This is a genomic window from Mesorhizobium maamorense (genome assembly GCF_044998965.1).
Classification (GTDB): Bacteria; Pseudomonadota; Alphaproteobacteria; order Rhizobiales; family Rhizobiaceae; genus Mesorhizobium.
Map to the genome: position 1 here is coordinate 2,025,302 of NZ_CP173356.1, position 22,671 is coordinate 2,047,972.

The following is a 22,671-nucleotide window of genomic DNA, read 5'->3' on the forward strand; positions in this document are numbered from 1 at the left end:
TAAACCGATCTGTCGCGGGCGCGGGTGCCCGCGCCGCGCCAGAACAAGGAAGTGACGCATGAACGGACAGAATATCCGCATCCGCCTGAAGGCGTTTGATCACCGGGTGCTCGACGCCTCGACGCGCGAAATCGTGTCGACGGCCAAGCGCACCGGTGCCAACGTCCGCGGCCCCATTCCGCTGCCGACGCGGATCGAAAAGTTCACGGTCAACCGGTCGCCTCACGTCGACAAGAAGAGCCGCGAGCAGTTCGAGATGCGCACGCACAAGCGTCTGCTCGATATCGTCGATCCGACCCCGCAGACCGTCGATGCTTTGATGAAGCTCGATCTGGCCGCCGGTGTCGACGTCGAGATCAAGCTCTAAGGGAATGAGAGCGCGGTAAGGGGCGGTGCCCCTGGCCCGGAACTCTAAAGGAATTGAACCGATGCGTTCAGGTGTGATTGCAAAGAAGGTGGGAATGACCCGCATCTACAACGATGCCGGGGAACATGTTCCCGTCACCGTTCTCCAGATGGAGAACTGCCAGGTCGTGGCGCAGCGCACGCAGGAGAAGAATGGCTACACCGCCGTTCAGCTCGGCGTTGGCCTTGCCAAGGTGAAGAACACGTCGAAGGCGATGCGCGGCCATTTCGCGACCGCTTCCGTCGAGCCGAAGGCCAAGCTTGCCGAGTTCCGCGTCTCCGCCGACAACATGATCGATGTCGGCGCCGAGATCACGGTCGAGCATTTCGTCGCCGGCCAGAAGGTCGACGTCACCGGCACGACGATCGGCAAGGGTTTCCAGGGCGTCATCAAGCGCCACCACATGGGTGGTGGCCGCGCGACCCACGGTAACTCGGTCTCGCACCGCACGCACGGCTCGACCGGCCAGCGCCAGGACCCCGGCAAGGTGTTCAAGGGCAAGAAGATGGCCGGCCACATGGGCGACACGCGCGTCACCACGCAGAACGTCGAGATCGTCTCGACCGATGCCGACCGCGGCCTGATCCTGATCCGCGGCGCGGTTCCCGGGTCGAAGGGTGCGTGGATCCTGGTTCGCGACGCCGCCAAGGTGGCGCTTCCGGCCAATGCGCCGAAGCCCGCCGCGATCCGCCCAGTTGCTGCCGGTATGGGCACGAAGAATGAGGCTCCGGCCACAGAGGGAGCGGAATAATGGATCTCAAGATCACAACGCTGGGCGGCAAGGACGCCGGCAAGGTGAAACTCTCCGAGGAGATTTTCGGCCTTGATCCGCGCGAGGACATTTTGCAGCGCGTCGTGCGCTGGCAGCTCGCCAAGAAGCAGCAGGGCACGCACAAGGCCAAGGGCCGCGCCGAGATCGCGCGCACCGGCGCCAAGATGTACAAGCAGAAGGGTACGGGCCGCGCCCGTCACCATTCGGCACGCGCTCCGCAGTTCCGCGGCGGCGGCAAGGCTCACGGCCCGGTCGTTCGCAGCCACGAGCACGAGCTGCCGAAGAAGGTCCGCGCGCTCGGCCTCAAGCATGCTCTCTCGGCCAAGGCCAAGAGCGCGTCGATCATCGTCATCGACGAGCTGAAGCTGACCGAGGCAAAGACCAAGGCGCTGATCGCGAATTTCGCGACGCTGGGCCTGACGAACGCCCTGGTGATTGGTGGCGCCGAGCTCGACCGGAACTTCAAGCTGGCCGCGACCAACATCCCGAACATCGACGTGCTGCCCATCCAGGGCATCAACGTCTACGACATTCTGCGCCGCGGCACGCTGGTCCTTTCGAAGGCCGCCGTCGAGGCTCTCGAGGAGCGCTTTAAATGACCGACCTTCGTCACTACGACGTAATCGTCAGCCCGGCGATCACCGAAAAGTCGACCATGGCTTCCGAGCAGAACCAGGTCGTCTTCAACGTCGCCAAGAAGGCGTCGAAGCCGGAAATCAAGGCCGCCGTCGAAGCGCTGTTCGGCGTCAAGGTGATGGCCGTGAACACGCTTGTCCGCAAGGGCAAGATCAAGCGCTTCCGCGGCACGATCGGCCGCCAGAGCGACGTCAAGAAGGCGGTAGTGACGCTGGCAGACGGCCAGTCGATCGACGTCGCGACGGGTCTCTGAGCAAGGCCGCGAGGACAGGACAATGGCACTTAAAAAATTCAACCCGATAACGCCGAGCACCCGTCAGTTGGTCATCGTCGACCGCTCGGGCCTCTACAAGGGCAAGCCCGTCAAGGGTCTGACCGAGGGCCTGACCAAGTCGGGCGGCCGTAACAATTACGGCCGCATCACTGCCCGCTTCATCGGCGGCGGTCACAAGCGTTCGTACCGCATCATCGATTTCAAGCGCCGCAAGTTCGACGTCGTCGGCACGGTCGAGCGCATTGAATACGATCCGAACCGCACCGCCTTCATCGCGCTGATCAAGTATGACGATGGCGAGCTGTCCTACATCATCGCTCCGCAGCGCCTTGCCGCCGGCGACAAGATCGTGGCTGGCGAAGCGGTCGACGTGAAGCCGGGCAATGCGATGCCGCTGGCCTCGATGCCGGTCGGCACGATCGTCCACAACATCGAGCTGAAGCCGGGCAAGGGCGCCCAGGTCGCCCGGTCGGCTGGCGGTTACGCCCAGCTCGTCGGCCGCGACCAGGGCATGGCGATCCTGCGCCTCAACTCGGGCGAGCAGCGTGTCGTTCACGGCTCCTGCATGGCCACCGTCGGTGCCGTGTCCAACCCGGACCACGGCAACATCAACGACGGCAAGGCCGGCCGCACGGTTTGGCGTGGCAAGCGCCCGCACAATCGCGGCGTGACCATGAACCCGGTCGACCACCCGCATGGCGGTGGTGAAGGCCGCACCTCCGGTGGCCGCCATCCGGTCTCGCCGTGGGGCAAGCCGACCAAGGGCAAGAAGACGCGGTCCAACAAGGCGACCGACAAGTTCATCCTGCGCTCGCGCCATCAGCGCAAGAGCTAAGAAGAGGTAACGCCAAGTGACTCGTTCTATTTGGAAAGGCCCCTTCATCGACGGCTACCTTCTCAAGAAGGTGGACAAGGTTCGTGAAGGTGGTCGCAATGAGGTGATCAAGATGTGGAGCCGTCGCTCCACCATCCTGCCGCAGTTCGTCGGCTTCACCTTCGGTGTCTATAACGGCCAGAAGCATGTTCCCGTCTCGGTGAACGAGGACATGGTCGGTCACAAGTTCGGTGAATTCGCTCCGACGCGGACCTACTACGGTCACGGCGCGGATAAGAAGGCGAAGAGGAAATAATCATGGGCAAGGCCAAAGCTCCGCGCAGGCTTGCTGACAACGAAGCGCGCGCCGTACTGCGCACGATCCGTATCAGCCCGCAGAAGCTGAACCTGGTTGCCGCGCTGATCCGCGGCAAGAAGGTCGCGACAGCGCTTTCCGACCTGGAATTCTCGGCCAAGCGGATTTCCGGCACGGTCAAGAAGACGCTGGAATCGGCGATCGCCAACGCGGAAAACAACCACGACCTCGACGTCGATGCGCTGATCGTGGCGGAAGCCTATGTCGGCAAGTCGATCGTCATGAAGCGGTTCCATGCCCGGGGCCGTGGTCGCGCCAGCCGTATCGAGAAGCCGTTCTCGCACCTCACGATCGTCGTTCGTGAAGTCGAAGAAAAAGGGGAGGCCGCATAATGGGCCAGAAAGTCAATCCGATCGGTCTTCGCCTCGGCATCAACCGCACCTGGGATTCGCGCTGGTTCGCGAACACCGGCGAGTACGGCAAGCTGCTGCATGAGGACATCAAGATCCGCAAGTACCTCGAGAAGGAGCTCAAGCAGGCTGCCATCTCGAAGGTCGTGATCGAGCGTCCGCACAAGAAGTGCCGCGTCACCATCCATGCCGCGCGCCCGGGTCTGATCATCGGCAAGAAGGGCGCCGACATCGAGAAGCTTCGCAAGAAGCTGATGGAGATGACCAAGTCCGAGACGCACCTCAACATCGTCGAAGTGCGCAAGCCGGAAATCGACGCGACCCTGGTCGCCCAGTCGATCGCCCAGCAGCTCGAGCGCCGCATCGCGTTCCGCCGCGCCATGAAGCGTGCCGTGCAGTCGGCGATGCGCCTCGGTGCTGAAGGCATCCGCATCAACTGCTCGGGCCGTCTCGGCGGCGCCGAAATCGCGCGCATGGAATGGTACCGCGAAGGCCGCGTGCCGCTGCACACGCTGCGCGCCGATGTCGACTACGGCACGGCCGAGGCGAATACGGCGTACGGCATCTGCGGCGTCAAGGTGTGGGTGTTCAAGGGCGAGATCCTCGAGCACGACCCGATGGCTTCGGAGCGCCGCGCGACCGAGGGCGATCATGCGCATGGCGGTGGTGGTGGTGATCGCGAACGCGGTCGTCGTCGCGAAAACGCCTGAGACATTTAGGAATTTGGAGTTAGAACGATGCTGCAGCCAAAGCGCACAAAGTTCCGCAAGCAGTTCAAGGGCCGTATCCACGGTACCGCCAAGGGCGGCACCAACCTGGATTTCGGTGGTTTCGGGCTGAAGGCGCTTGAGCCGAACCGCGTCACCGCGCGCGAGATCGAAGCGGCCCGCCGCGCGATCACCCGCGAGATGAAGCGCGCCGGCCGTGTCTGGATCCGTATTTTCCCGGATCTGCCGGTCACCTCGAAGCCGACCGAAGTCCGCATGGGCAAGGGCAAGGGCGCGGTCGACTACTGGGCGGCGCGCGTCAAGCCGGGCCGGATCATGTTCGAGATCGACGGCGTCAACGAAGAAACCGCCCGTGAGGCACTGCGTCTCGGCGCGGCCAAGCTCTCGGTCAGGACGCGCTTCGTACAGCGCATCGCAGAATAAGGACGGGCTGATCATGAAAGCCGAAGACATCCGGACCAAGACCCAGGACCAGCTGACCGACGACCTGGCCAGCCTGAAGAAAGAGCAGTTCAACCTGCGCTTCCAGAAGGCGACCGGCCAGCTCGAAAAGACCGCGCGCGTGAGGCAGGTCCGCAAGGACATTGCGCGTATCAAGACCATCGCTGCGGAAAAGTCCGCGGCTAAGAAGGCTTAAGGACGAAAACCATGCCAAAGCGCATTCTGCAGGGCACCGTCGTCAGCGACAAGAACGAGAAGACGGTTGTCGTCAAGGTCGAACGGCGCTTCACGCATCCCGTGATGAAGAAGACCGTGCGCATGACCAAGAAGTACAAGGCGCACGACGAGAACAACGCCCACAAGGTTGGCGATCAGGTGTTCATCCAGGAATCGAAGCCGATTTCCAAGGACAAGCGCTGGATCGTCGTGTCTTCGGACCAAGCCTGATCTCTGGGCGTAAACAAACGAATTTTGGACAGACCGGGGAGGGGTGAAGAACCCGTCCCGTTAGAAAAGAAGAAGGCGGCCAGTCATGATTCAGATGCAAACAAACCTCGACGTCGCGGATAATTCCGGCGCCCGTCGTGTCATGTGCATCAAGGTGCTGGGCGGCTCGAAGCGGAAATACGCTTCCGTAGGCGACATCATCGTGGTGTCGATCAAGGAAGCCATCCCGCGCGGCCGCGTGAAGAAGGGCGATGTGATGAAGGCGGTCGTGGTTCGCACGGCCAAGGACATCCGCCGCCCGGACGGCAGCGTGATCCGTTTCGACAAGAACGCGGCCGTTCTCGTCGACAACAAGAAAGAGCCGATCGGCACGCGTATCTTCGGACCGGTTCCGCGCGAACTCCGCGCCAAGAACCACATGAAGATCATCTCGCTCGCGCCTGAAGTGCTGTAAGGAGCCGGACCAATGCAGAAGATTAGAAAAGGCGACAAGGTCGTCGTGCTTGCTGGCAAGGACAAGGGCCGTTCGGGCGAAGTCCTGTCGGTTCAGCCGAAGGACGACACCGCGCTGGTGCGCGGCGTCAACATGATCCGTCGTCACCAGAAGCAGTCCCAGTCCCAAGAGGGCGGGATCATCACCAAGGAAGCGCCGATCCAGCTGTCGAACATCGCGCTGGCCGACCCCAAGGATGGCAAGCCGACCCGCGTCGGCTTCATCTTCCAGAAGGACGGCAAGAAGGTGCGCGTCGCCAAGCGCTCGGGAGAAGTCATCAATGGCTAAGGCTCAAACCAAGCAGGCGACTGCCCAGAACACGCCGCGCCTCAAGCAGGTCTACAACGAGACCATCCGCAAGGCCTTGCAGGAGCAGTTCGGCTACGACAACGAGATGCAGGTTCCGCGCATCGACAAGATCGTGCTGAACATGGGCGTTGGCGAAGCGACCGGCGATTCGAAGAAGCCTTCGATCGCGGCCGAGGATCTGGCGATGATCGCCGGCCAGAAGGCCGTCGTCACCCGCGCCCGCAATTCGATCGCGGGCTTCAAGGTCCGCGAGAAGATGCCGATCGGCGCCAAGGTCACGCTGCGCAAGGAACGCATGTACGAGTTCCTCGACCGCCTCGTGAACATCGCGCTGCCGCGCGTCCGCGACTTCCGCGGGCTGAATCCGAAGAGCTTCGATGGTCGTGGCAACTACGCCATGGGCATCAAGGAACACATCGTGTTCCCGGAGATCAACTACGACAAGGTTGATCAGATCTGGGGCATGGACGTCATCGTTTGTACGACTGCGAAGACGGACGACGAAGCCAGGGCACTGCTCAAGGCCTTCAACTTCCCCTTCCGCCAGTAACGGCAGCGAGAAAAGGAAAAATCTGAAATGGCAAAGACCAGCTCAGTCGAGAAGAACAACAGGCGCCGCAAGCTTGCCGACCAGTACGGTCCCAAGCGCGCTGCCCTGAAGGCGATCATCATGGACCAGTCCAAGCCGATGGAGGAGCGCTTCCGCGCTCAGCTCAAGCTTGCCGCCATGCCGCGCAACTCGGCCAAGATCCGCATCCGCAACCGCTGCGAAGTCACCGGCCGTCCGCGTGCCTACTATCGCAAGCTCAAAGTATCGCGCATCGCGCTTCGTGATCTCGGCAATAACGGCCAGATCCCGGGCCTGGTCAAGTCGAGCTGGTAAGGAGGACATAACATGTCATTGAGCGATCCTCTCGGCGATATGCTGACCCGCATCCGCAACGCCTATGGCCGCAAGAAGTCGAGCGTGTCGACGCCGGCCTCGCGTCTGCGCACCCGCGTCCTCGACGTGCTGAAGGCTGAAGGCTATATCCGCGACTACAGCCAGACCGATTTCGACAACGGCAAGTCCGAAATCGAGATTGAGCTGAAGTATTTCGACGGAGCGCCGGTGGTGCGCGAAATCGCCCGCGTCTCGAAGCCGGGCCGCCGCGTTTACGTTTCGGCCAAGTCGATCCCGCATGTCGCCAACGGCCTCGGTATCGCCATCCTTTCGACGCCGAAGGGCGTGATGGCCGACCACGAAGCGCGCGAACAGAACGTCGGTGGCGAGATCCTCTGCCAGATCTTCTGATCCGGCAGCGTGATCCCGAAAAAATGGAATTCGGTCTTCGGATCGTCCCGAAGACAGAGACCTGAAACAAGAGAAGTGACGAGGACAACAAAATGTCTCGTATTGGAAAGAAACCCGTTTCGCTGCCGCAGGGCGTGACCGCGACCGTCAACGGCCAGACCGTGACGGCGAAGGGCCCCAAGGGCGAGCTGAAGTTCGTGGTCAACGACGAAGTGCTGGTCAAGATGGAAGGCAGCGAGATCGCTGTCGAGCCGCGCGACCAGTCCAAGACCGCCCGCTCAAGTGGGGCATGTCGCGCACGCAGATCGTCAACATCCTGCAGGGCGTCAAGGACGGCTTCGAGAAGAAGCTCGAGATCACCGGCGTCGGCTATCGCGCGGCCTTGCAGGGCAAGAACCTGCAGCTGGCGCTCGGCTTCAGCCACGACGTCGTCTACGAGACGCCGCAAGGCATCACCATCACCGTGCCGAAGCCGACCGAAATCACCGTTGCCGGTATCGACAAGCAGCAGGTCGGCCAGGTGGCCGCGGAAATCCGCGAATACCGTGGTCCCGAGCCCTACAAGGGCAAGGGCGTCCGCTATGCAGGCGAGAAGATCGTCCGCAAGGAAGGCAAGAAGAAGTAGTGGGTTTGGCCCCGGGGAAGGTGCAGACTTTTCGGAAGGGGCCAAGCCAGGAAGTGTAACGCCGCGGGGAGCGGTCGCGGGAGGCGCTTTCGCCTACCGCACAGGGCGGCCCCCGTTTTCTGAAGGCAAGGAAGACCATCATGGGTACCAAGGAAGCCACTCAGCGCCGCGCGCAGCGCGTCCGCCGCCAGATCAAGAAGGTCGCCGGCGAGCGTCCGCGCCTGTCGGTTCACCGCACGTCGAAGAACATCTACGTCCAGGTCATCGACGACGCCAAGGGCCACACCATCGCTGCCGCCTCGACCCTCGAGAAGGACCTCAAGGGTTCGCTCAAGACCGGTGCCGATACCGCTGCCGCTGCCGCGATCGGCAAGCTGATCGCCGAGCGTGCCGCCAAGGCGGGAGTCAAGGAAGTCGTCTTCGACCGCGGCCCGTACATCTATCACGGCCGCGTCAAGGCGCTGGCCGAGGCGGCTCGTGAAGGCGGCTTGAGCTTCTAAGCCTGATCCGGACCGAAAGTCGGCAGAAAGTTGCAGACTTTTCGAAACGGATCATGCAAGGGAGTGATGATTTTCACCGTCGGCGACCCGCAATGAGGCGTCGGCATTCAGCAACCCGTGCTTCCGGAAAAGAACAAGGAACAGGATATGGCACAGGAACGTAGGGATGGCGGCCGCGGCCGCGATCGTGAAGAACGCGATGACGGCATGGTCGACAAGCTCGTCCACATCAACCGTGTCGCCAAGGTCGTCAAGGGCGGCCGCCGCTTCGGTTTTGCAGCACTCGTCGTCGTCGGCGACCAGAAGGGCCGCGTCGGCTTCGGTCACGGCAAGGCGCGCGAAGTGCCGGAAGCCATCCGCAAGGCAACCGAATCGGCCAAGCGCGACATGATCTTCGTGCCGCTGCGCTCGGGCCGCACGCTGCACCACGATGTCGAGGGACGCTGGGGCGCCGGCCGTGTTCTCCTGCGCGCCGCCAAGCAAGGTACCGGCATCATCGCCGGCGGCCCGATGCGTGCCGTCTTCGAGACGCTCGGCATGCATGACGTGGTCGCCAAGTCGATGGGTTCGTCGAACCCTTACAACATGGTTCGCGCCACTTTCGACGCGCTGAAGAGCCAGATGCATCCCAAGGATGTGGCTGCCGCGCGCGGCATCAAGTATTCGACCCTTCAGGCCCGCCGCGGCACCGCCGTCGCGGCTGAAGAATAGTCGATCTGACCAGGGATTTTGACCATGGCCAAGAAAGCAACCAAGACCATCACCGTTGAGCAGATCGGCTCGCCGATCCGTCGCCCGAAGGAACAGCGCGCGACGCTGGTCGGCCTCGGCCTCAACAAGATGCACAAGCAGCGCACGCTGGAAGATACGCCTTCCGTGCGCGGCATGATCGCTGCCGTCCAGCATCTCGTCCGCGTCGTGGACGAGGGCTGAGCACAGGCGCAGGAGAAGCAAGATGAAACTCAACGATCTGCGTGACAAGGACGGCGCGACGCATTCGAAGAAGCGTCTCGGCCGCGGCATCGGCTCCGGTTCCGGCAAGACTGCCGGTCGCGGCGTCAAGGGCCAGAAGGCGCGCTCCGGCGTCGCCGTCAACGGCTTCGAGGGTGGCCAGATGCCGCTCTATCGGCGCCTGCCGAAGCGTGGCTTCAACAACATCTTCGCCAAGAGCTTCACCGTCGTCTCGCTGGCCCGTATCCAGGCCGCTGTAGACGCCAAGAAGCTCGATGCGAAGGCGACCGTGACGGCCGAGGCGCTGGTAGCCGCCGGCGTCATCCGTCGCGTGAAGGACGGCGTGCGCGTGCTGTCGGACGGCGATCTCAAGGCGAAGCTCGCCTTTGACGTCGCCGGGGCCTCCAAGGCCGCGATCGAGAAGATCGAAAAGGCCGGCGGTTCGGTCAAGCTGCCGCAAGAGGCGGCCGCCGAGTAACAGCAATTTGAAGCGCGCTCGGCAAGGCCGGATCCGGTTTTGCTTTCGATCGCGCTTCGACCTGTTCAATATGGCGGCCGCGTCAACGCGGCCGCTTGCATGTTTACAGTCCGGAGCTTATCTCGTGAGCTTCGGTGACACGCGCCGCCTGACCTTAGGGCCATCAAGCGTGACCAAGCGGAGAATCGGGCATGGCTTCGGCTGCTGAACAACTAGCCTCGAATCTGAATTTCTCAGCCTTCGCCAAAGCGGAGGACCTGAAGAAACGAATCTGGTTCACCGTCGGCGCGCTGCTCGTCTACCGCCTCGGCACCTACATCCCGCTTCCCGGCATCAATCCCGATGCCTTCGCGCAGGCCTTCTCTTCGCAGAGCAAGGGCGTGCTGGGCATGTTCAACATGTTCGCCGGCGGCGCCGTGCAACGCATGGCGATCTTCGCGCTCGGCATCATGCCTTACATTTCCGCTTCCATCATCATGCAGCTGATGACCTCGGTCATCCCGTCGCTGGAAGCGCTGAAGAAGGAAGGCGAGCAGGGCCGCAAGGTCATCAACCAGTACACGCGCTACGGCACGGTGCTCCTGGCGCTGGTGCAGGCCTATGGTATTTCGGTCGGGCTTGAAGGCGGCAACGGCATCGTCAGCGATCCCGGCATGTTCTTCCGCATCTCGACCGTCGTCACGCTGGTCGGCGGCACCATGTTCCTGATGTGGCTCGGCGAGCAGATCACCGCGCGCGGCATCGGCAACGGCATTTCGCTGATCATCTTCTCCGGCATCGTCGCCGGCCTGCCGCATGCCATTTCCGGCACGCTGGAACTCGGCCGCACCGGAGCGCTGTCGACCGGCCTGATCCTGGCGATCATCGTGCTGGCCATCGTCGTCATCGCGCTCATCGTCTTCTTCGAGCGCGCCCAGCGGCGTCTGCTGATCCAGTATCCGAAGCGTCAGGTCGGCAATCGCATGTTCCAGGGCGACACTTCCCACCTGCCGCTCAAGCTCAACACGTCGGGCGTCATCCCGCCGATCTTCGCCTCGTCGCTGCTCTTGCTGCCGGCCACCGTCGCCGGCTTCTCGCAGACCACGAACATGCCGGCCTGGGCCAGCACCATCCTGGCCTCGCTCGGCCATGGCCAGCCGCTCTATATGTTGTTCTACGCGGCGATGATCGTGTTCTTCGCCTTCTTCTACACCGCGATCGTCTTTAACCCGAAGGACACCGCCGACCAGCTCAAGAAGCACTCCGGCTTCATCCCCGGCTATCGTCCGGGCGAGCGCACCGCCGACTATATCGACTACGTTCTTACCCGCATCACTGTCGTCGGTGCCATCTATCTGGTGCTGGTCTGTCTGCTGCCGGAGTTCCTGATCTCGGCGACTGGCGTACCATTCTACCTTGGTGGCACATCGCTTCTGATCGTGGTCAGTGTCACGCTCGACACGGTTGCGCAGATTCAGGGCCACCTGATCGCGCACCAGTATGAAGGCCTGATCAAGAAGTCGAAGCTGCGCGGGGGGAAGAAAGCCAGATGAGGTTGATTTTGCTTGGGCCGCCAGGAGCGGGCAAGGGGACACAAGCACAAAGACTGGTAGAGAGACACGGCATCCCCCAGCTTTCCACGGGCGACATGCTGCGCGCCGCGGTGCAGGCCGGTACCGAAGTCGGCAAGCGCGCCAAGGCGGTCATGGATGCCGGCGAGCTGGTCTCGGATGCCATCGTCAACGCCATCGTGGCCGAGCGCATTGACCTGCCCGATTGCGCCAATGGTTTCATCCTCGACGGCTACCCGCGTACGCTGGTGCAGGCTGATGCGGTTGAATCGATGCTTGACGAACGTGGCATTGCGCTCGACACCGTCATCGAGCTTGTCGTCGACGACAAGGCGCTGGTCGGCCGCATCGTCAAGCGAGCCGATGAGGCCAAGGCAGCCGGTCAGCCGGTGCGCAAGGACGACAATCCGGCGGTGTTCGAGGAGCGGCTGCGGGAATATTACAAGAAGACCGCTCCGCTGATCGGCTATTATTATGCCAAGCGCCGGCTGAAGAGCGTGGACGGCATGGCTGGTATTGATGCCGTGACGTCGGAGATCGAAGCCGTGCTCGCGGCGACGGTGAAAGAGGCCGCCTCGGCCAAATAGCGATTGTGCTTGACTGAAGCGGTCCGCTGGGGTATGGCGGCCCGTCTTCCTGTCAGGCATGGAGTTTGCTTGCCCGCAAGGGCAGGGCAGCCGTTTTTGACCAGGAAACTCCCGCAAGGGCCGGCCTCCACCGGACGCGGGGCAACGCAGACAGCGCCGGCTCGTCCGGCCCATATGGAGATGAGAAGAACATGGCTCGTATAGCCGGCGTCAACATTCCGACCAACAAGCGCGTTGTCATCGCGCTTCAGTACATTCACGGCATCGGCAAGAAGTTCGCCCAGGAAATCGTCGACAAGGTCGGCATCCCGGCCGAGCGCCGCGTCAACCAGCTGACCGACGCGGAAGTGCTGCAGATCCGCGAGACGATCGACCGCGACTATCAGGTCGAGGGCGACCTGCGCCGCGAAGTGTCGATGAACATCAAGCGGCTCATGGACCTCGGCTGCTACCGCGGCCTGCGTCACCGTCGCTCGCTGCCGGTTCGCGGCCAGCGCACGCACACCAATGCACGCACCCGCAAGGGCCCGGCCAAGTCGATCGCCGGCAAGAAGAAGTAATTTAGGGCAGTAAGGGAGTAGGGGAGTAAGGCAGTAGGGAATGCCCGGCAATCGGGTCGCACTTTCCCTACTCCCTTACTGCCCTATTCCCCACTCCCTTACCAAGGTGGAGCCGCTGGCATTACGGCGGTGTAGAGATCAACTGAAAGGAATACCATGGCCAAGGAAGCCGCTCGTGTTCGCCGTCGCGAACGCAAGAACATCTCGTCGGGCGTTGCCCACGTCAATTCGACCTTCAACAACACCATGATCACCATTACCGACGCGCAGGGCAATTCGATCGCCTGGTCGTCGGCCGGTGCCCAGGGCTTCAAGGGTTCGCGCAAGTCGACCCCCTTCGCCGCCCAGATGGCTGCCGAGGATGTTGCCAAGAAGGCCCAGGAACACGGCATGCGCATGCTCGAGGTCGAGGTCTGCGGACCCGGCTCCGGCCGTGAATCGGCGCTGCGCGCCCTGCAGGCGGCTGGCTTCACCATCACCTCGATTCGTGATGTGACCCCGATCCCGCACAATGGCTGCCGTCCGCGCAAGAAGCGTCGCGTCTAAGGAATTACCGAACGCCGCGTGAACGCCAGAAGCGTTCCTCCGCGGTTTTCCAGGTCGCCCGCCACGATTGGATGGTGGCGGGTCAACGGAAGGAAAGCATCATGATCCAGAAAAATTGGCAGGAACTGATCAAGCCGAACAAGATCGAGTTCTCGTCGAAGAAGAAGACGCTGACCACGCTGGTGGCCGAGCCGCTCGAACGCGGCTTCGGCCTCACCCTCGGCAATGCGTTGCGCCGCGTGCTTCTGTCTTCGCTGCGCGGGGCGGCCGTCACCGCCGTACAGATCGACGGCGTCCTGCATGAATTCTCGTCCATCGCCGGCGTGCGCGAGGATGTGACCGACATCGTCCTCAACATCAAGGAAATCGCCATCCGCATGGAAGGCGACGGCCCCAAGCGCATGGTTGTGCGCAAGCAGGGCCCGGGTGCGGTTCTCGCCGGCGACATCCAGACGGTGGGCGACGTCGAGATCCTCAATCCGGATCACGTCATCTGCACGCTGGACGAGGGCGCTGAAATCCGTATGGAATTCACTGTCGATACCGGCAAGGGTTACGTGCCGGCCGACCGCAACCGCGCCGAGGATGCGCCGATCGGCCTGATCCCGGTCGACAGCCTCTATTCGCCGGTCAAGAAGGTCTCCTACAAGGTCGAGAACACCCGTGAGGGCCAGGTTCTCGACTACGACAAGCTGACCATGACCATTGAGACCGACGGTTCGATCTCTGGCGAGGACGCGGTGGCTTTCGCCGCCCGCATCCTGCAGGACCAGCTTGGCCTGTTCGTCAATTTCGACGAGCCGCAGAAGGAAGTCGCCACCGAAGCCGTCACCGAGCTTGCCTTCAACCCGGCGCTGCTCAAGAAGGTCGACGAACTCGAGCTTTCGGTGCGTTCGGCCAACTGCCTGAAGAACGACAACATCGTCTACATCGGCGATCTCATCCAGAAGACCGAAGCCGAGATGCTGCGTACCCCGAACTTCGGCCGCAAGTCGCTGAACGAGATCAAGGAAGTCCTGGCGGCGATGGGCCTGCACCTCGGTATGGAAGTGCCGGACTGGCCGCCGGAAAACATCGAAGACCTCGCCAAGCGTTACGAAGATCAATATTGAGGCTCCGAGGAGCTTCTCGAACCCGGAATGAAGGAGAAGAGCCATGCGCCATGGATTTAAAGGCCGCCGGTTCGCCCGCAGTATAAGCCATCGCAAGTCGATGTTTGCCAACCTTGCCGTGTCGCTGCTCGAACACGAGCAGATCGTCACCACCTTGCCCAAGGCGAAGGACCTGCGTCCGATCGTCGAGAAGCTGGTGACGCTCGGCAAGCGCGGCGACCTGCACGCCCGCCGCCAGGTGATCGCGCAGATCGGCAATGAAGGCGTCGTCAAGCGCCTGTTCGACACCATCGCGCCGCGCTACGCCACCCGCAACGGCGGCTATCTGCGCATCATGAAGGCGGGCTTCCGCCACGGTGACAATGCCGCGATGGCGGTCATCGAATTCGTAGACCGCGACACGGAGGCCAAGGGCGCCGGCGACCGCGCCCGCCTCGAAGCCGAAGGCACCGATGCGGAAGCCGCAGCCGCTTAAGGCTTCGCTTTTCAAATGATTTAAAGGGGCCTGCGGGCCCCTTTTTCATATTCTGGCCGCCTCGGCTGCTCCTGCGTCAAAATAATTCGATTTAATCGCCTTAGCCTTTCATTTTGCACATTCGTCGGGACAATGCGCCCCAACTCGCACGGAGGATTCGCAATGCGCGCTAAAAGACTGTCCCTGGTTCTGCTCTGCGCCTTTATGGCGTTCGCAACCACGCCGACAGTCCGGCAGGCATTGGCCGAGGATGCCCCCAAAGCCGATCCGGGCCTCTCCGACGTGCTCACCGACCTGCTGCACGGCGTCGAGGGCGAAAACGCCACCTCGGGCCCCGACAAGCGCGTGCCGTTCGGCCGTGAGGAGGTGCAGTTGTCGTTCGCGCCATTGGTCAAGCAGACGGCGCCAGCCGTGGTCAATGTCTATGCCTCGCAAACGGCCAAGGTCGTTTCGCCCTTCGAAGGCGATCCGTTCTTCGAAGAATTCTTCGGTCGCGCGCAGCCGCGCGCGCAGTCCTCCCTGGGCTCGGGCGTGCTTGTCGATCCGAGCGGCGTCATCGTCACCAATTTCCACGTCATCAAGAATGCCGACGAGGTGAAGGTCGCGACCGCCGACGGGCGCGAATTCACCAGCAAGGTGATGCTCAAGGACGAGACGCTTGATCTTGCCGTGCTCAAGATCGAATCCGACAAGCCATTCCCGGTCATCGCCATCGGCGATTCCGATGCGCTCGAAGTCGGTGACCTGGTGCTGGCCATCGGCAATCCTTTCGGTGTCGGGCAGACCACCACGAGCGGCATCGTTTCCGCACTTGCCCGCAGCCATATAGGCGTTTCGGATTCGGGTTATTTCATCCAGACGGACGCTGCCATCAATCCCGGCAATTCCGGCGGCGCGCTGATCAACATGGGCGGCCAGCTGGTCGGCATCAACACCGCCATCTTCAGCCGCAGCGGCGGCTCGATCGGCATCGGCTTTGCCATTCCTGCCAACATGGTGCGCGCTTTCGCCGATGCCGCCAAGGCCGGTCTCGATTTCTTCGAGCGGCCTTACATCGGGGCCGAGTTCGAAGCGGTGACGCCGCAGATCGCTGAGTCGCTCGGCATGGAAAAGCCTGCCGGCGCGCTGGTCTCGTCCGTTGACGCGTCCGGACCGGCCGGCAAGGCCGGATTGAAGCCTGGCGATGTCGTCCTGCAGATCAACGGCAGGCCGGTCGAGAGCATCGAGGCACTGGACTATCGCATGGCGACGCTGTCGATCGGTACAAAGGCCAATTTCGCGGTGCTGACCAAAGGCCAGCAGGCGGCGATGGACATCGCGCTGGAACGCGCGCCCGAGGGTGCAAAACCCTCGGAGGTGACGCTGCATGGCCGCAGCCCCTTCTCGGGCGCCAAGGTTGCGGAATTATCGCCGCGGCTGGCTCAGAAGCTCGGCCTGCGCACCGACATCAAGGGCGTCACCGTGGTCGACATCAATCGCGATTCGCCGGCCGCCGATTTCGGCTTCCAGCCGGGCGACATCGTGCGCGAGGTCAACGGCACGACAATCGATACGGCGGCGACGCTGGCGCAGGCTTCCCAGCAGGATACGCGCTGGTGGCGCTTTACCGTCGAGCGCGGCGGGCAGATACTGCGCCAGGTGTTGCGTTACTGAGCTCGATCGCTGAAGAGATCGCGCTCCAAACCCAAAAAGAAGTGCATGGCCGATCTGTTCAGTGTCGATGAACCGGAAAAGGCGCCGCCAGGCCGGCCGCTGGCAGACAGGCTGCGCCCGAAAAACCTTGGCGAGGTCGTCGGCCAGGAGCATCTGACCGGCCCCGATGGTGCGCTGACCCGGCTGATTAATTCCGGTTCGCTCGGCTCCATGATTTTCTGGGGGCCGCCCGGCACCGGCAAGACCACGGTGGCGCGCCTGCTTGCCGGTGAAACCAGCCTTGCCTTCGAGCAGATTTCGGCGGTTTTCTCCGGCGTAGCCGACCTGAAGAAAGTGTTCGAGGCGGCCAAGCTGCGCCGCGCCAATGGCCGCCAGACCCTGCTGTTCGTCGACGAGATCCACCGCTTCAACCGCGCCCAGCAGGACGGCTTCCTTCCAGTCATGGAAGACGGCACCGTCGTGCTCGTCGGCGCTACCACCGAAAATCCGTCCTTCGAGCTCAATGCAGCTCTGCTGTCGCGTGCGCGCGTGCTGGTTTTCCATTCGCTTGGCGAGGAAAGCATCGCAAAGCTTCTGGCCAGGGCCGAAGAGACGGAGGGCAGGGCGCTGCCGCTCGATGATGAGGCGCGAGCGATGCTCATCCGCATGAGCGACGGCGATGGCCGGGCCTCGCTAACGCTGGCGGAAGAAGTGTGGCGCGCCGCCAAACCAGGCGAAGTGTTCGGCCCCGAAGGCTTGCAGCGCATCATCCAGCGTCGGGCGCCGATCTACGACAAGGGCCAGGACGGTCACTACAATTTGATTTCGGCGCTGCACAAATCCGTGCGCGGCTCCGATCCCGATGCCGCGCTCTACTACCTCGCGCGCATGTTCGACGCCGGCGAGGATCCGCTCTATCTCGGCCGCCGGCTGGTGCGCATGGCGATGGAGGACATCGGGCTGGCCGATCCGCAGGCGCTGGTCGTCGCCAATGCGGCCAAGGACGCCTACGATTATCTGGGTTCGCCCGAGGGCGAACTCGCCTTCGCCGAGGCCACCGTCTATCTCGCCACGGCGCCCAAATCCAACGCGGTCTACACCGCCTTCAAAGCCGCCACGCGCGCTGCCAAGGAGCACGGTTCGCTGCTGCCGCCCAAGCACATCCTCAACGCGCCGACAAAGTTGATGAAGGACGAAGATTACGGGGCCGGCTACCGCTACGATCATGACGAACGGGACGCGTTTTCCGGCCAGGACTATTTTCCGGAAAAGATGGGCCGCCAGACCTTCTACGACCCACCCGAACGCGGTTTCGAGCGCGATATCAGGAAACGGCTCGACTACTGGGCGAAGCTGCGCAAAGAGCGGGAATAGCAGGCTTGCGGCGGCCGATAGCGGTTGCGGTCCGAAACGAGGCTTCGCCTTGGGGCATCTCCACGTCGGTTCTTCTGCACGTGGTGTTGGCGGCCACGATTATATCGATACCAATGCCGAAAGCCCCGAGCGGGCCGGTGGAAGAGCGGGTGACGGTCGACATCCTGACCTCGCGACAGTTCGAGGCCTCGACAAGGCCGCTTCGGCAGCGTGAGCCAGAGGTGCCGGCCACGCAAGCGCCTGAACCGCCCCCGCCCGCTCCCGCCGCTGTTCAGCCTCGACCTTCGGCGCCAGCCATGATTCGCCCGACGCAGATGCTGTCGGCCAGGACGCTCGCCGACCCGCGTAGCCGGCAGGCACGCGCCGATCTCAAAACCTTCGCCTCGGATGAGCGCATGGTGCAGTTGTGCAATCTCGAGGCCATGGATCAGATCCGCCAATGGCGCGCGGATTTCCAGCCGGACCGGGTGGTGCCTTATGCAACGGCACAGGAAAAGGTCACCGGCACGACAATCGCCGCAAATGGTGCGGCTTTCCGCAGTCGCGGAAAATGGTATGGTCTGAAATTCAGATGCCAGCTGGCTGGGGGCGGCGAAAGCGTCGTCGGCTTTGAATTCCTCGTTGGCGATCCCGTGCCCAGGGCAAAATGGGATGAGCTTGGCTTGCCGGCGGTGCATTGACCCCAATCGGCAAACTTGACAAGGCAGCCAGCCGGCCGCGATGCCGTGGCCGTTGTGTGGCAACCCAAAAGACCTTATCAAGGCGCACGGCCGGGCGGTGGTCGTTGTCGTGATTTTGGCTATTCGTTCGCAACAGGATCGCGCTCGGCGCGTGGAAAAATGACAAAAAACCTTCGCAAAACCCTTCGCAAATTCGCCATTGCCATCCCGCTCCTTGCCCTTGGCTTCTATTTCATCCCGATCCTCACGACGATTTTCATCGTTTGTGGCCTGATCGATGTGCTGCGCAACGACCGCAAGAATCTGTCCTTGTTCAGCGGCTATTTCCTGGGCAATGGCATCTTCACCTGGCTGCTTTCGCCGTTCAACCTGCTGGTCGACCTCCTGTGCTACAGAAATCCGGGCGTGTGGAAGCTGGAGCAGTTCCCGGAGGATTATCAGCGCGAAGTCAACGAGGTCTTGGATGTCTTCAAGGCGCGCAAGGCCGAAATCATCGCCGACATCGACGCCAATTTCGGCGCCGGCCGGCGCGGCATGTATGTCTACCAATGGTATGGCAAGCACAGGATCGACAATGTCGCCGAATTCAACAAGGATTTCAAATACATCAAGACCATAGCCGTCTCCGTCTTCAGCAAGCGTGAATCGACTTCCTGGCACTTCGGGCCGCTGCGGCTCAGCCTGCGCATCCTCTACAACCTCATTCCGGTGAAGTCAGAGATCTTCGTCGAGTGCGGCAACGTCAAGAACTACTGGCACGACAATCCGCTGTTCATTTTCGACGACACGCTGCTGCACCGCTCGGTCAACGAGTATGACGGCCGCCGCTACTGCGTATTCATGGACATTATCAGGCCGTCCCCGGTCCCCAGGCTTATCGCCGGCCTTCTCGCCATCGTCTCGGTGAGCGTCGAGAGGATCAATTCGATGTTCTACAAGAATTGGAAGATGATCGGCTCGACCAAGCCGAAAAAGGTCGAAACCACCTGAGCTGGCAAGTTTTCGAACGTAGCCGGCGCGCCGGATAGGTATGAACAGTCGGGGACAGTAGACGGCGATGTTCAATCTGCTTCTCGTGGCCGCCGGCGGCGGGATTGGCGCCGGCATTCGCCATCTGACCAATATGGGCTCGCTGCGCCTTGTCGGCCCCAACTATCCCTGGGGCACGATGGCGATCAACATCGTCGGTTCGTTCGCGATGGGCCTGTTCATCGCCACCCTGGCGCGCCGCGGCGGGTCTAACGAAGTCAGGCTGTTTGTTGCCACCGGCATCTTAGGCGGCTTCACGACGTTTTCCGCCTTTTCGCTCGATTTCGCGACCTTGTGGGAGCGGGGAGCCACCTTGCCGGCGTTTGGATATGCGCTGGCCAGCGTGATTGGCGCCATCATTGCCCTGTTTTTGGGTCTTTGGCTCGCAAGAAGCCTGCCTTAATGCTATTGCCGCGCCGAGAGCAGGCCTGGGCCTGCCAGGAAACGGGTAAGCGAAAACAATATGGCAGGCGTTGAACAGATCACGGTGGAGGCCGGCGAGGCGGGCATGCGGCTCGACCGCTGGTTCAAGACCCATTTCCCGGGCCTTGGCTTTGGTCATCTGCAGAAGCTGCTTCGGTCCGGGCAGATCCGCGTCGACGGCGGCCGCGTCAAGGCCGACACCCGTGTCGAGCCTGGCCAGACGGTGCGCATTCCACCGCTGGAAGTGGACAAGAAGGGCGACAGCCCGCTGACCGGCCATTCGATCCGCAACCAGGGCGATGCCGAAGTCCTGGCAAAGATGCTGATCCATGAGGATCCGAAGGTTTTCGTCTTCAACAAGCCGGCTGGCCTTGCGGTGCAGGGCGGCTCGGGCGTCACCCGTAACGTCGACGACATGTTGGAAGCCTGGCGCAACCAGAAGGGCGAGAAGCCGCGGCTGGTGCACCGGCTCGATCGCGACACGTCTGGCGTGCTGGTCGTCGCCCGCACCAGGCTGGCGGCGATGAAGCTCTCCGAGGCGTTTCGCGCCCGCGAGACTAAGAAGACCTACTGGGCTTTGGTCAAAGGCGTGCCGCCCAAGCGCGAGGATAAGATATCGACCTGGCTGATCAAGGAAGCCACGCCGGATGGCGATCGGGTGCGCATTGCCAAGCACGGCGAAAAGGGCGCCGACCATGCCGTATCCTACTATCGCATCATCGAGCAGGCGGCGCAGGCGCTGACCTGGCTGGAGATGGAGCCCTATACCGGCCGCACCCATCAGTTGCGCGTTCATGCCGCCCATATCGGTTGTCCCATCATCGGCGATCCCAAATATTTCGAGGCCGACACCAATTGGGATTTTCCGGGCGGGATGCAGAACCGCCTGCATCTGCACGCGCGCCGAATCGTCATCCCGCATCCGGACCAGGGTTTCATCGACGTCACCGCACCTATGCCGCCGCATATGCGCCAGAGCTGGAACCTGATCGGCTTCGACGACGCCAGTGCGGAGGATTGACCATGAGCGGAGCTGCCGATGCGCTCGACCGTCGCGATGCGGTCGACATGGCGGCCGCCGCCATAATGGTCGGCCTGACGTTCTCCTGGGGCCTGAATTATGTCGCCGCCAAGATCTCCTATGCCGGCTATGATCCGGTCTTCCTGTCGATCGCGCGCTCGGTTATCGGCGGGCTCTGCGTCTTCCTCTGGTGCCGCTGGCGCGGCGTTGCGCTTTTCAGGAGGGACGGGACATTGCTCGCGGGCATTGCAGTGGGCGTGCTCTTCGGTATCGAGTTCCTCTGCCTTTATGTCGGGCTGGAGCACACCACGGTCGCCCGCAACACGCTGCTCGTCAACACCATGCCGTTCTGGATGCTGTTGGGGGGCCATTTCCTGCTCGGCGAGCCGATCAGCCTGCGCAAATCCCTTGGCCTTCTGCTTGCCTTTGCCGGCCTCGCCGCAGTCTTCTCCGACAAGCTCGGCGGCGGCGGGGACATGCTGTTCGGCGATCTGCTGAGCCTTGGCTCCGGATTCGTCTGGGCCTTGACCAATATCCTCATCAAGCGCTCGAAGCTGGTTGAGACTAGCGCCGAAAAGCTGCTGCTCTATCAACTCTCCGGCGCTGCGATCGTCGGCGTCCTGGTGTTGCCTCTGGCCGGCCCCTCCGTGCGCGATCCCGCGCTGTTGCCGACGTTGGCCCTGCTTTTCCAGGCGCTCTATATCGTCGCCTTCACCTATGTGTTGTGGTTCTGGCTGCTGCGGCGCTATCCCGCCTCGAGCCTGTCGAGTTTCACGTTCCTGTCGCCGGTCTTCGGCGTGCTGTGCGGCGCCCTGTTCTTGAACGAGCCGCTGACCATACGCATTTTTCTGGCACTTGGTCTCATTGCCGCCGGTCTGGTCATCGTCAACAGGCCGCCGCGCCAGCAGACGGCCGAAGGAGGCTGACATGCGCGATATCCTCAGCGATCTCGAGGCGGGGAAACTGCTCTCCGACCCCGATCCGGTGCGCCGCGCCCAAATCCAGATGAAGAAGCCGCTGCCGAAGCGTTTTTACAAGACCGTTTCGGTCGCGCGCGTCGATGCTGGCTTTGCCGTCCATCTCGACGGCAAGCCGGTACGCACGCCGGGCAAGGCGCTGCTGACGCTGCCGACCGAGAAGGCGGCATCGCTGGTCGCCGATGAATTCGCCGCCCAGGGCGAGACCGTCGATCCGGTGTCGATGCCGGTGATGCGTCTCGTCAACACCGCGCTCGACGGCGTCGCCAGCGATCCGCAGGCGGTGCTGGAGGACATACTGCGCTTTGCCTCGTCGGATCTGCTCTGTTATCGCGCCGAGGCACCACAAGGCTTGGTCGAGCGGCAGAACGAGCTGTGGGATCCTGTCCTCGACTGGGCGCAGGCAGCACTCGGCGCTCGCTTCAACCTTGCCGAGGGCATCATTCACGTCGATCAACCGCGCGAAACCATTGCTGTGCTGGGTGCGCATCTTGCCCAGCGCGCCGAGCCGCTGCGCCTGGCAGCGATCCACGTCATGACCTCGCTGACCGGTTCGGCGCTGCTGGCGTTGGCCGTGGATTTCGGCGAACTCGGCGGTGAGGCGGCCTGGACTGCCGGCCATGTCGACGAGGATTGGCAGATCGAGCATTGGGGACAGGATGCGGAAGCTGTCGCGCGCCGCTCCGCCCGTAAGCGCGACATGATGGCTGCCGTCGGTCTGATCGAGGCGCTCGAAGGCTGACCGGCCACCGCACCGCACCTAATACCAAAGTCATAATCCCAAAGTCATCTGCCGTTGGCAGGCGCTTTC

The 22,671-nt window shown here is 62.5% G+C and carries 34 protein-coding genes and 1 pseudogene; all 35 read left to right on the top strand.

Going from position 1 to position 22,671, the window contains the following annotated elements; all coding sequences use genetic code 11:
• Positions 1–58: 58 nt before the first annotated feature.
• Positions 59–367, top strand: a complete 309-nt coding sequence (rpsJ, locus tag ACIU1A_RS10455; RefSeq protein ID WP_006205468.1) for a 30S ribosomal protein S10 — start codon at positions 59–61, stop codon at positions 365–367.
• Between the two features lie 61 nt (positions 368–428).
• Positions 429–1,157 (top strand): 50S ribosomal protein L3, encoded by a 729-nt coding sequence (rplC, locus tag ACIU1A_RS10460; RefSeq protein ID WP_140501257.1) that lies wholly within the window; start codon positions 429–431, stop codon positions 1,155–1,157.
• A complete protein-coding gene (gene rplD, locus ACIU1A_RS10465) occupies positions 1,157–1,777 on the top strand; it encodes a 50S ribosomal protein L4 (RefSeq protein WP_140501259.1) in 621 nt (206 codons plus the stop codon). Before rplC ends, rplD begins: the two co-directional genes overlap by 1 nt.
• A complete protein-coding gene (locus ACIU1A_RS10470; protein WP_006205465.1) occupies positions 1,774–2,067 on the top strand; it encodes a 50S ribosomal protein L23 in 294 nt (97 codons plus the stop codon). The genes rplD and ACIU1A_RS10470 overlap by 4 nt, the downstream gene beginning before the upstream one ends.
• Before the next feature lie 22 nt (positions 2,068–2,089).
• Entirely contained in the window at positions 2,090–2,923 is an 834-nt protein-coding gene (gene rplB, locus ACIU1A_RS10475) for a 50S ribosomal protein L2 (RefSeq protein WP_140501261.1), read from the top strand.
• Between the two features lie 16 nt (positions 2,924–2,939).
• Positions 2,940–3,218 (top strand): 30S ribosomal protein S19, encoded by a 279-nt coding sequence (rpsS, locus tag ACIU1A_RS10480; RefSeq protein ID WP_006205463.1) that lies wholly within the window; start codon positions 2,940–2,942, stop codon positions 3,216–3,218.
• 2 nt (positions 3,219–3,220) lie between these two features.
• Positions 3,221–3,610, top strand: coding sequence for a 50S ribosomal protein L22 (gene rplV / locus ACIU1A_RS10485; RefSeq protein WP_006205462.1), 390 nt, complete (start codon positions 3,221–3,223; stop codon positions 3,608–3,610).
• On the top strand, positions 3,610–4,338 hold the full coding sequence (gene rpsC, locus ACIU1A_RS10490) for a 30S ribosomal protein S3 (protein WP_140501263.1): 729 nt from the start codon (positions 3,610–3,612) through the stop codon (positions 4,336–4,338). The genes rplV and rpsC overlap by 1 nt, the downstream gene beginning before the upstream one ends.
• Positions 4,339–4,365: 27 nt before the next feature.
• Entirely contained in the window at positions 4,366–4,779 is a 414-nt protein-coding gene (rplP, locus tag ACIU1A_RS10495) for a 50S ribosomal protein L16 (RefSeq protein ID WP_027026963.1), read from the top strand.
• Between the two features lie 13 nt (positions 4,780–4,792).
• The gene (gene rpmC / locus ACIU1A_RS10500; protein WP_006205459.1) at positions 4,793–4,993 is read left to right on the top strand and encodes a 50S ribosomal protein L29; all 201 of its coding nucleotides are present in this window, start codon (positions 4,793–4,795) and stop codon (positions 4,991–4,993) included.
• A gap of 11 nt (positions 4,994–5,004) precedes the next feature.
• The gene (gene rpsQ / locus ACIU1A_RS10505) at positions 5,005–5,244 is read left to right on the top strand and encodes a 30S ribosomal protein S17 (protein ID WP_010909280.1); all 240 of its coding nucleotides are present in this window, start codon (positions 5,005–5,007) and stop codon (positions 5,242–5,244) included.
• A gap of 85 nt (positions 5,245–5,329) precedes the next feature.
• Complete coding sequence (gene rplN, locus ACIU1A_RS10510) at positions 5,330–5,698, top strand: 50S ribosomal protein L14 (protein WP_006205457.1); 369 nt, start codon at positions 5,330–5,332, stop codon at positions 5,696–5,698.
• 12 nt (positions 5,699–5,710) lie between these two features.
• Positions 5,711–6,025 (top strand): 50S ribosomal protein L24, encoded by a 315-nt coding sequence (gene rplX / locus ACIU1A_RS10515; RefSeq protein ID WP_006205456.1) that lies wholly within the window; start codon positions 5,711–5,713, stop codon positions 6,023–6,025.
• Positions 6,018–6,596: a 50S ribosomal protein L5 gene (rplE, locus tag ACIU1A_RS10520; protein WP_023717521.1), complete on the top strand. Its 579-nt coding sequence runs from the start codon at positions 6,018–6,020 to the stop codon at positions 6,594–6,596. Before rplX ends, rplE begins: the two co-directional genes overlap by 8 nt.
• Before the next feature lie 27 nt (positions 6,597–6,623).
• Positions 6,624–6,929, top strand: a complete 306-nt coding sequence (gene rpsN, locus ACIU1A_RS10525) for a 30S ribosomal protein S14 (RefSeq protein WP_013895695.1) — start codon at positions 6,624–6,626, stop codon at positions 6,927–6,929.
• 12 nt (positions 6,930–6,941) lie between these two features.
• Positions 6,942–7,340, top strand: coding sequence for a 30S ribosomal protein S8 (gene rpsH, locus ACIU1A_RS10530; RefSeq protein WP_006205453.1), 399 nt, complete (start codon positions 6,942–6,944; stop codon positions 7,338–7,340).
• Positions 7,341–7,432: 92 nt separating this feature from the next.
• Positions 7,433–7,965: pseudogene (gene rplF / locus ACIU1A_RS10535) on the top strand (50S ribosomal protein L6).
• A 140-nt stretch (positions 7,966–8,105) separates the two neighbouring features.
• Entirely contained in the window at positions 8,106–8,465 is a 360-nt protein-coding gene (gene rplR, locus ACIU1A_RS10540; protein WP_140501271.1) for a 50S ribosomal protein L18, read from the top strand.
• A gap of 147 nt (positions 8,466–8,612) precedes the next feature.
• Positions 8,613–9,176 (top strand): 30S ribosomal protein S5, encoded by a 564-nt coding sequence (gene rpsE, locus ACIU1A_RS10545; protein ID WP_006333394.1) that lies wholly within the window; start codon positions 8,613–8,615, stop codon positions 9,174–9,176.
• Between the two features lie 24 nt (positions 9,177–9,200).
• Entirely contained in the window at positions 9,201–9,398 is a 198-nt protein-coding gene (rpmD, locus tag ACIU1A_RS10550) for a 50S ribosomal protein L30 (protein ID WP_006205449.1), read from the top strand.
• Positions 9,399–9,420: 22 nt separating this feature from the next.
• The gene (gene rplO, locus ACIU1A_RS10555; RefSeq protein WP_140501273.1) at positions 9,421–9,894 is read left to right on the top strand and encodes a 50S ribosomal protein L15; all 474 of its coding nucleotides are present in this window, start codon (positions 9,421–9,423) and stop codon (positions 9,892–9,894) included.
• Positions 9,895–10,085: 191 nt separating this feature from the next.
• Positions 10,086–11,426, top strand: coding sequence for a preprotein translocase subunit SecY (secY, locus tag ACIU1A_RS10560; RefSeq protein WP_140501275.1), 1,341 nt, complete (start codon positions 10,086–10,088; stop codon positions 11,424–11,426).
• Positions 11,423–12,031, top strand: a complete 609-nt coding sequence (locus ACIU1A_RS10565; RefSeq protein WP_404927250.1) for an adenylate kinase — start codon at positions 11,423–11,425, stop codon at positions 12,029–12,031. Before secY ends, ACIU1A_RS10565 begins: the two co-directional genes overlap by 4 nt.
• A 191-nt stretch (positions 12,032–12,222) precedes the next feature.
• Positions 12,223–12,591 (top strand): 30S ribosomal protein S13, encoded by a 369-nt coding sequence (gene rpsM / locus ACIU1A_RS10570; RefSeq protein WP_006205445.1) that lies wholly within the window; start codon positions 12,223–12,225, stop codon positions 12,589–12,591.
• A 156-nt stretch (positions 12,592–12,747) separates the two neighbouring features.
• The gene (gene rpsK, locus ACIU1A_RS10575; RefSeq protein ID WP_006205444.1) at positions 12,748–13,137 is read left to right on the top strand and encodes a 30S ribosomal protein S11; all 390 of its coding nucleotides are present in this window, start codon (positions 12,748–12,750) and stop codon (positions 13,135–13,137) included.
• Between the two features lie 101 nt (positions 13,138–13,238).
• Positions 13,239–14,249, top strand: a complete 1,011-nt coding sequence (locus tag ACIU1A_RS10580) for a DNA-directed RNA polymerase subunit alpha (RefSeq protein WP_023682599.1) — start codon at positions 13,239–13,241, stop codon at positions 14,247–14,249.
• Positions 14,250–14,292: 43 nt separating this feature from the next.
• Complete coding sequence (gene rplQ, locus ACIU1A_RS10585) at positions 14,293–14,724, top strand: 50S ribosomal protein L17 (protein ID WP_140501279.1); 432 nt, start codon at positions 14,293–14,295, stop codon at positions 14,722–14,724.
• Positions 14,725–14,886: 162 nt separating this feature from the next.
• Positions 14,887–16,377, top strand: a complete 1,491-nt coding sequence (locus ACIU1A_RS10590) for a DegQ family serine endoprotease (protein WP_140501281.1) — start codon at positions 14,887–14,889, stop codon at positions 16,375–16,377.
• A 45-nt stretch (positions 16,378–16,422) separates the two neighbouring features.
• Positions 16,423–17,730, top strand: a complete 1,308-nt coding sequence (locus tag ACIU1A_RS10595) for a replication-associated recombination protein A (RefSeq protein ID WP_404927251.1) — start codon at positions 16,423–16,425, stop codon at positions 17,728–17,730.
• A 296-nt stretch (positions 17,731–18,026) separates the two neighbouring features.
• Positions 18,027–18,410 (top strand): DUF930 domain-containing protein, encoded by a 384-nt coding sequence (locus ACIU1A_RS10600; RefSeq protein WP_404927252.1) that lies wholly within the window; start codon positions 18,027–18,029, stop codon positions 18,408–18,410.
• 159 nt (positions 18,411–18,569) lie between these two features.
• Positions 18,570–19,400: an aspartyl/asparaginyl beta-hydroxylase domain-containing protein gene (locus ACIU1A_RS10605; protein ID WP_224658237.1), complete on the top strand. Its 831-nt coding sequence runs from the start codon at positions 18,570–18,572 to the stop codon at positions 19,398–19,400.
• 67 nt (positions 19,401–19,467) lie between these two features.
• Positions 19,468–19,842 (top strand): fluoride efflux transporter CrcB, encoded by a 375-nt coding sequence (gene crcB / locus ACIU1A_RS10610; protein WP_404927253.1) that lies wholly within the window; start codon positions 19,468–19,470, stop codon positions 19,840–19,842.
• A 60-nt stretch (positions 19,843–19,902) separates the two neighbouring features.
• Entirely contained in the window at positions 19,903–20,883 is a 981-nt protein-coding gene (locus ACIU1A_RS10615) for an RluA family pseudouridine synthase (RefSeq protein WP_140515445.1), read from the top strand.
• A gap of 2 nt (positions 20,884–20,885) precedes the next feature.
• Positions 20,886–21,809, top strand: a complete 924-nt coding sequence (locus tag ACIU1A_RS10620; protein WP_224681524.1) for a DMT family transporter — start codon at positions 20,886–20,888, stop codon at positions 21,807–21,809.
• A 1-nt stretch (position 21,810) separates the two neighbouring features.
• Positions 21,811–22,602, top strand: a complete 792-nt coding sequence (locus tag ACIU1A_RS10625; protein ID WP_404927254.1) for an ATP12 family chaperone protein — start codon at positions 21,811–21,813, stop codon at positions 22,600–22,602.
• Positions 22,603–22,671: the final 69 nt, after the last annotated feature.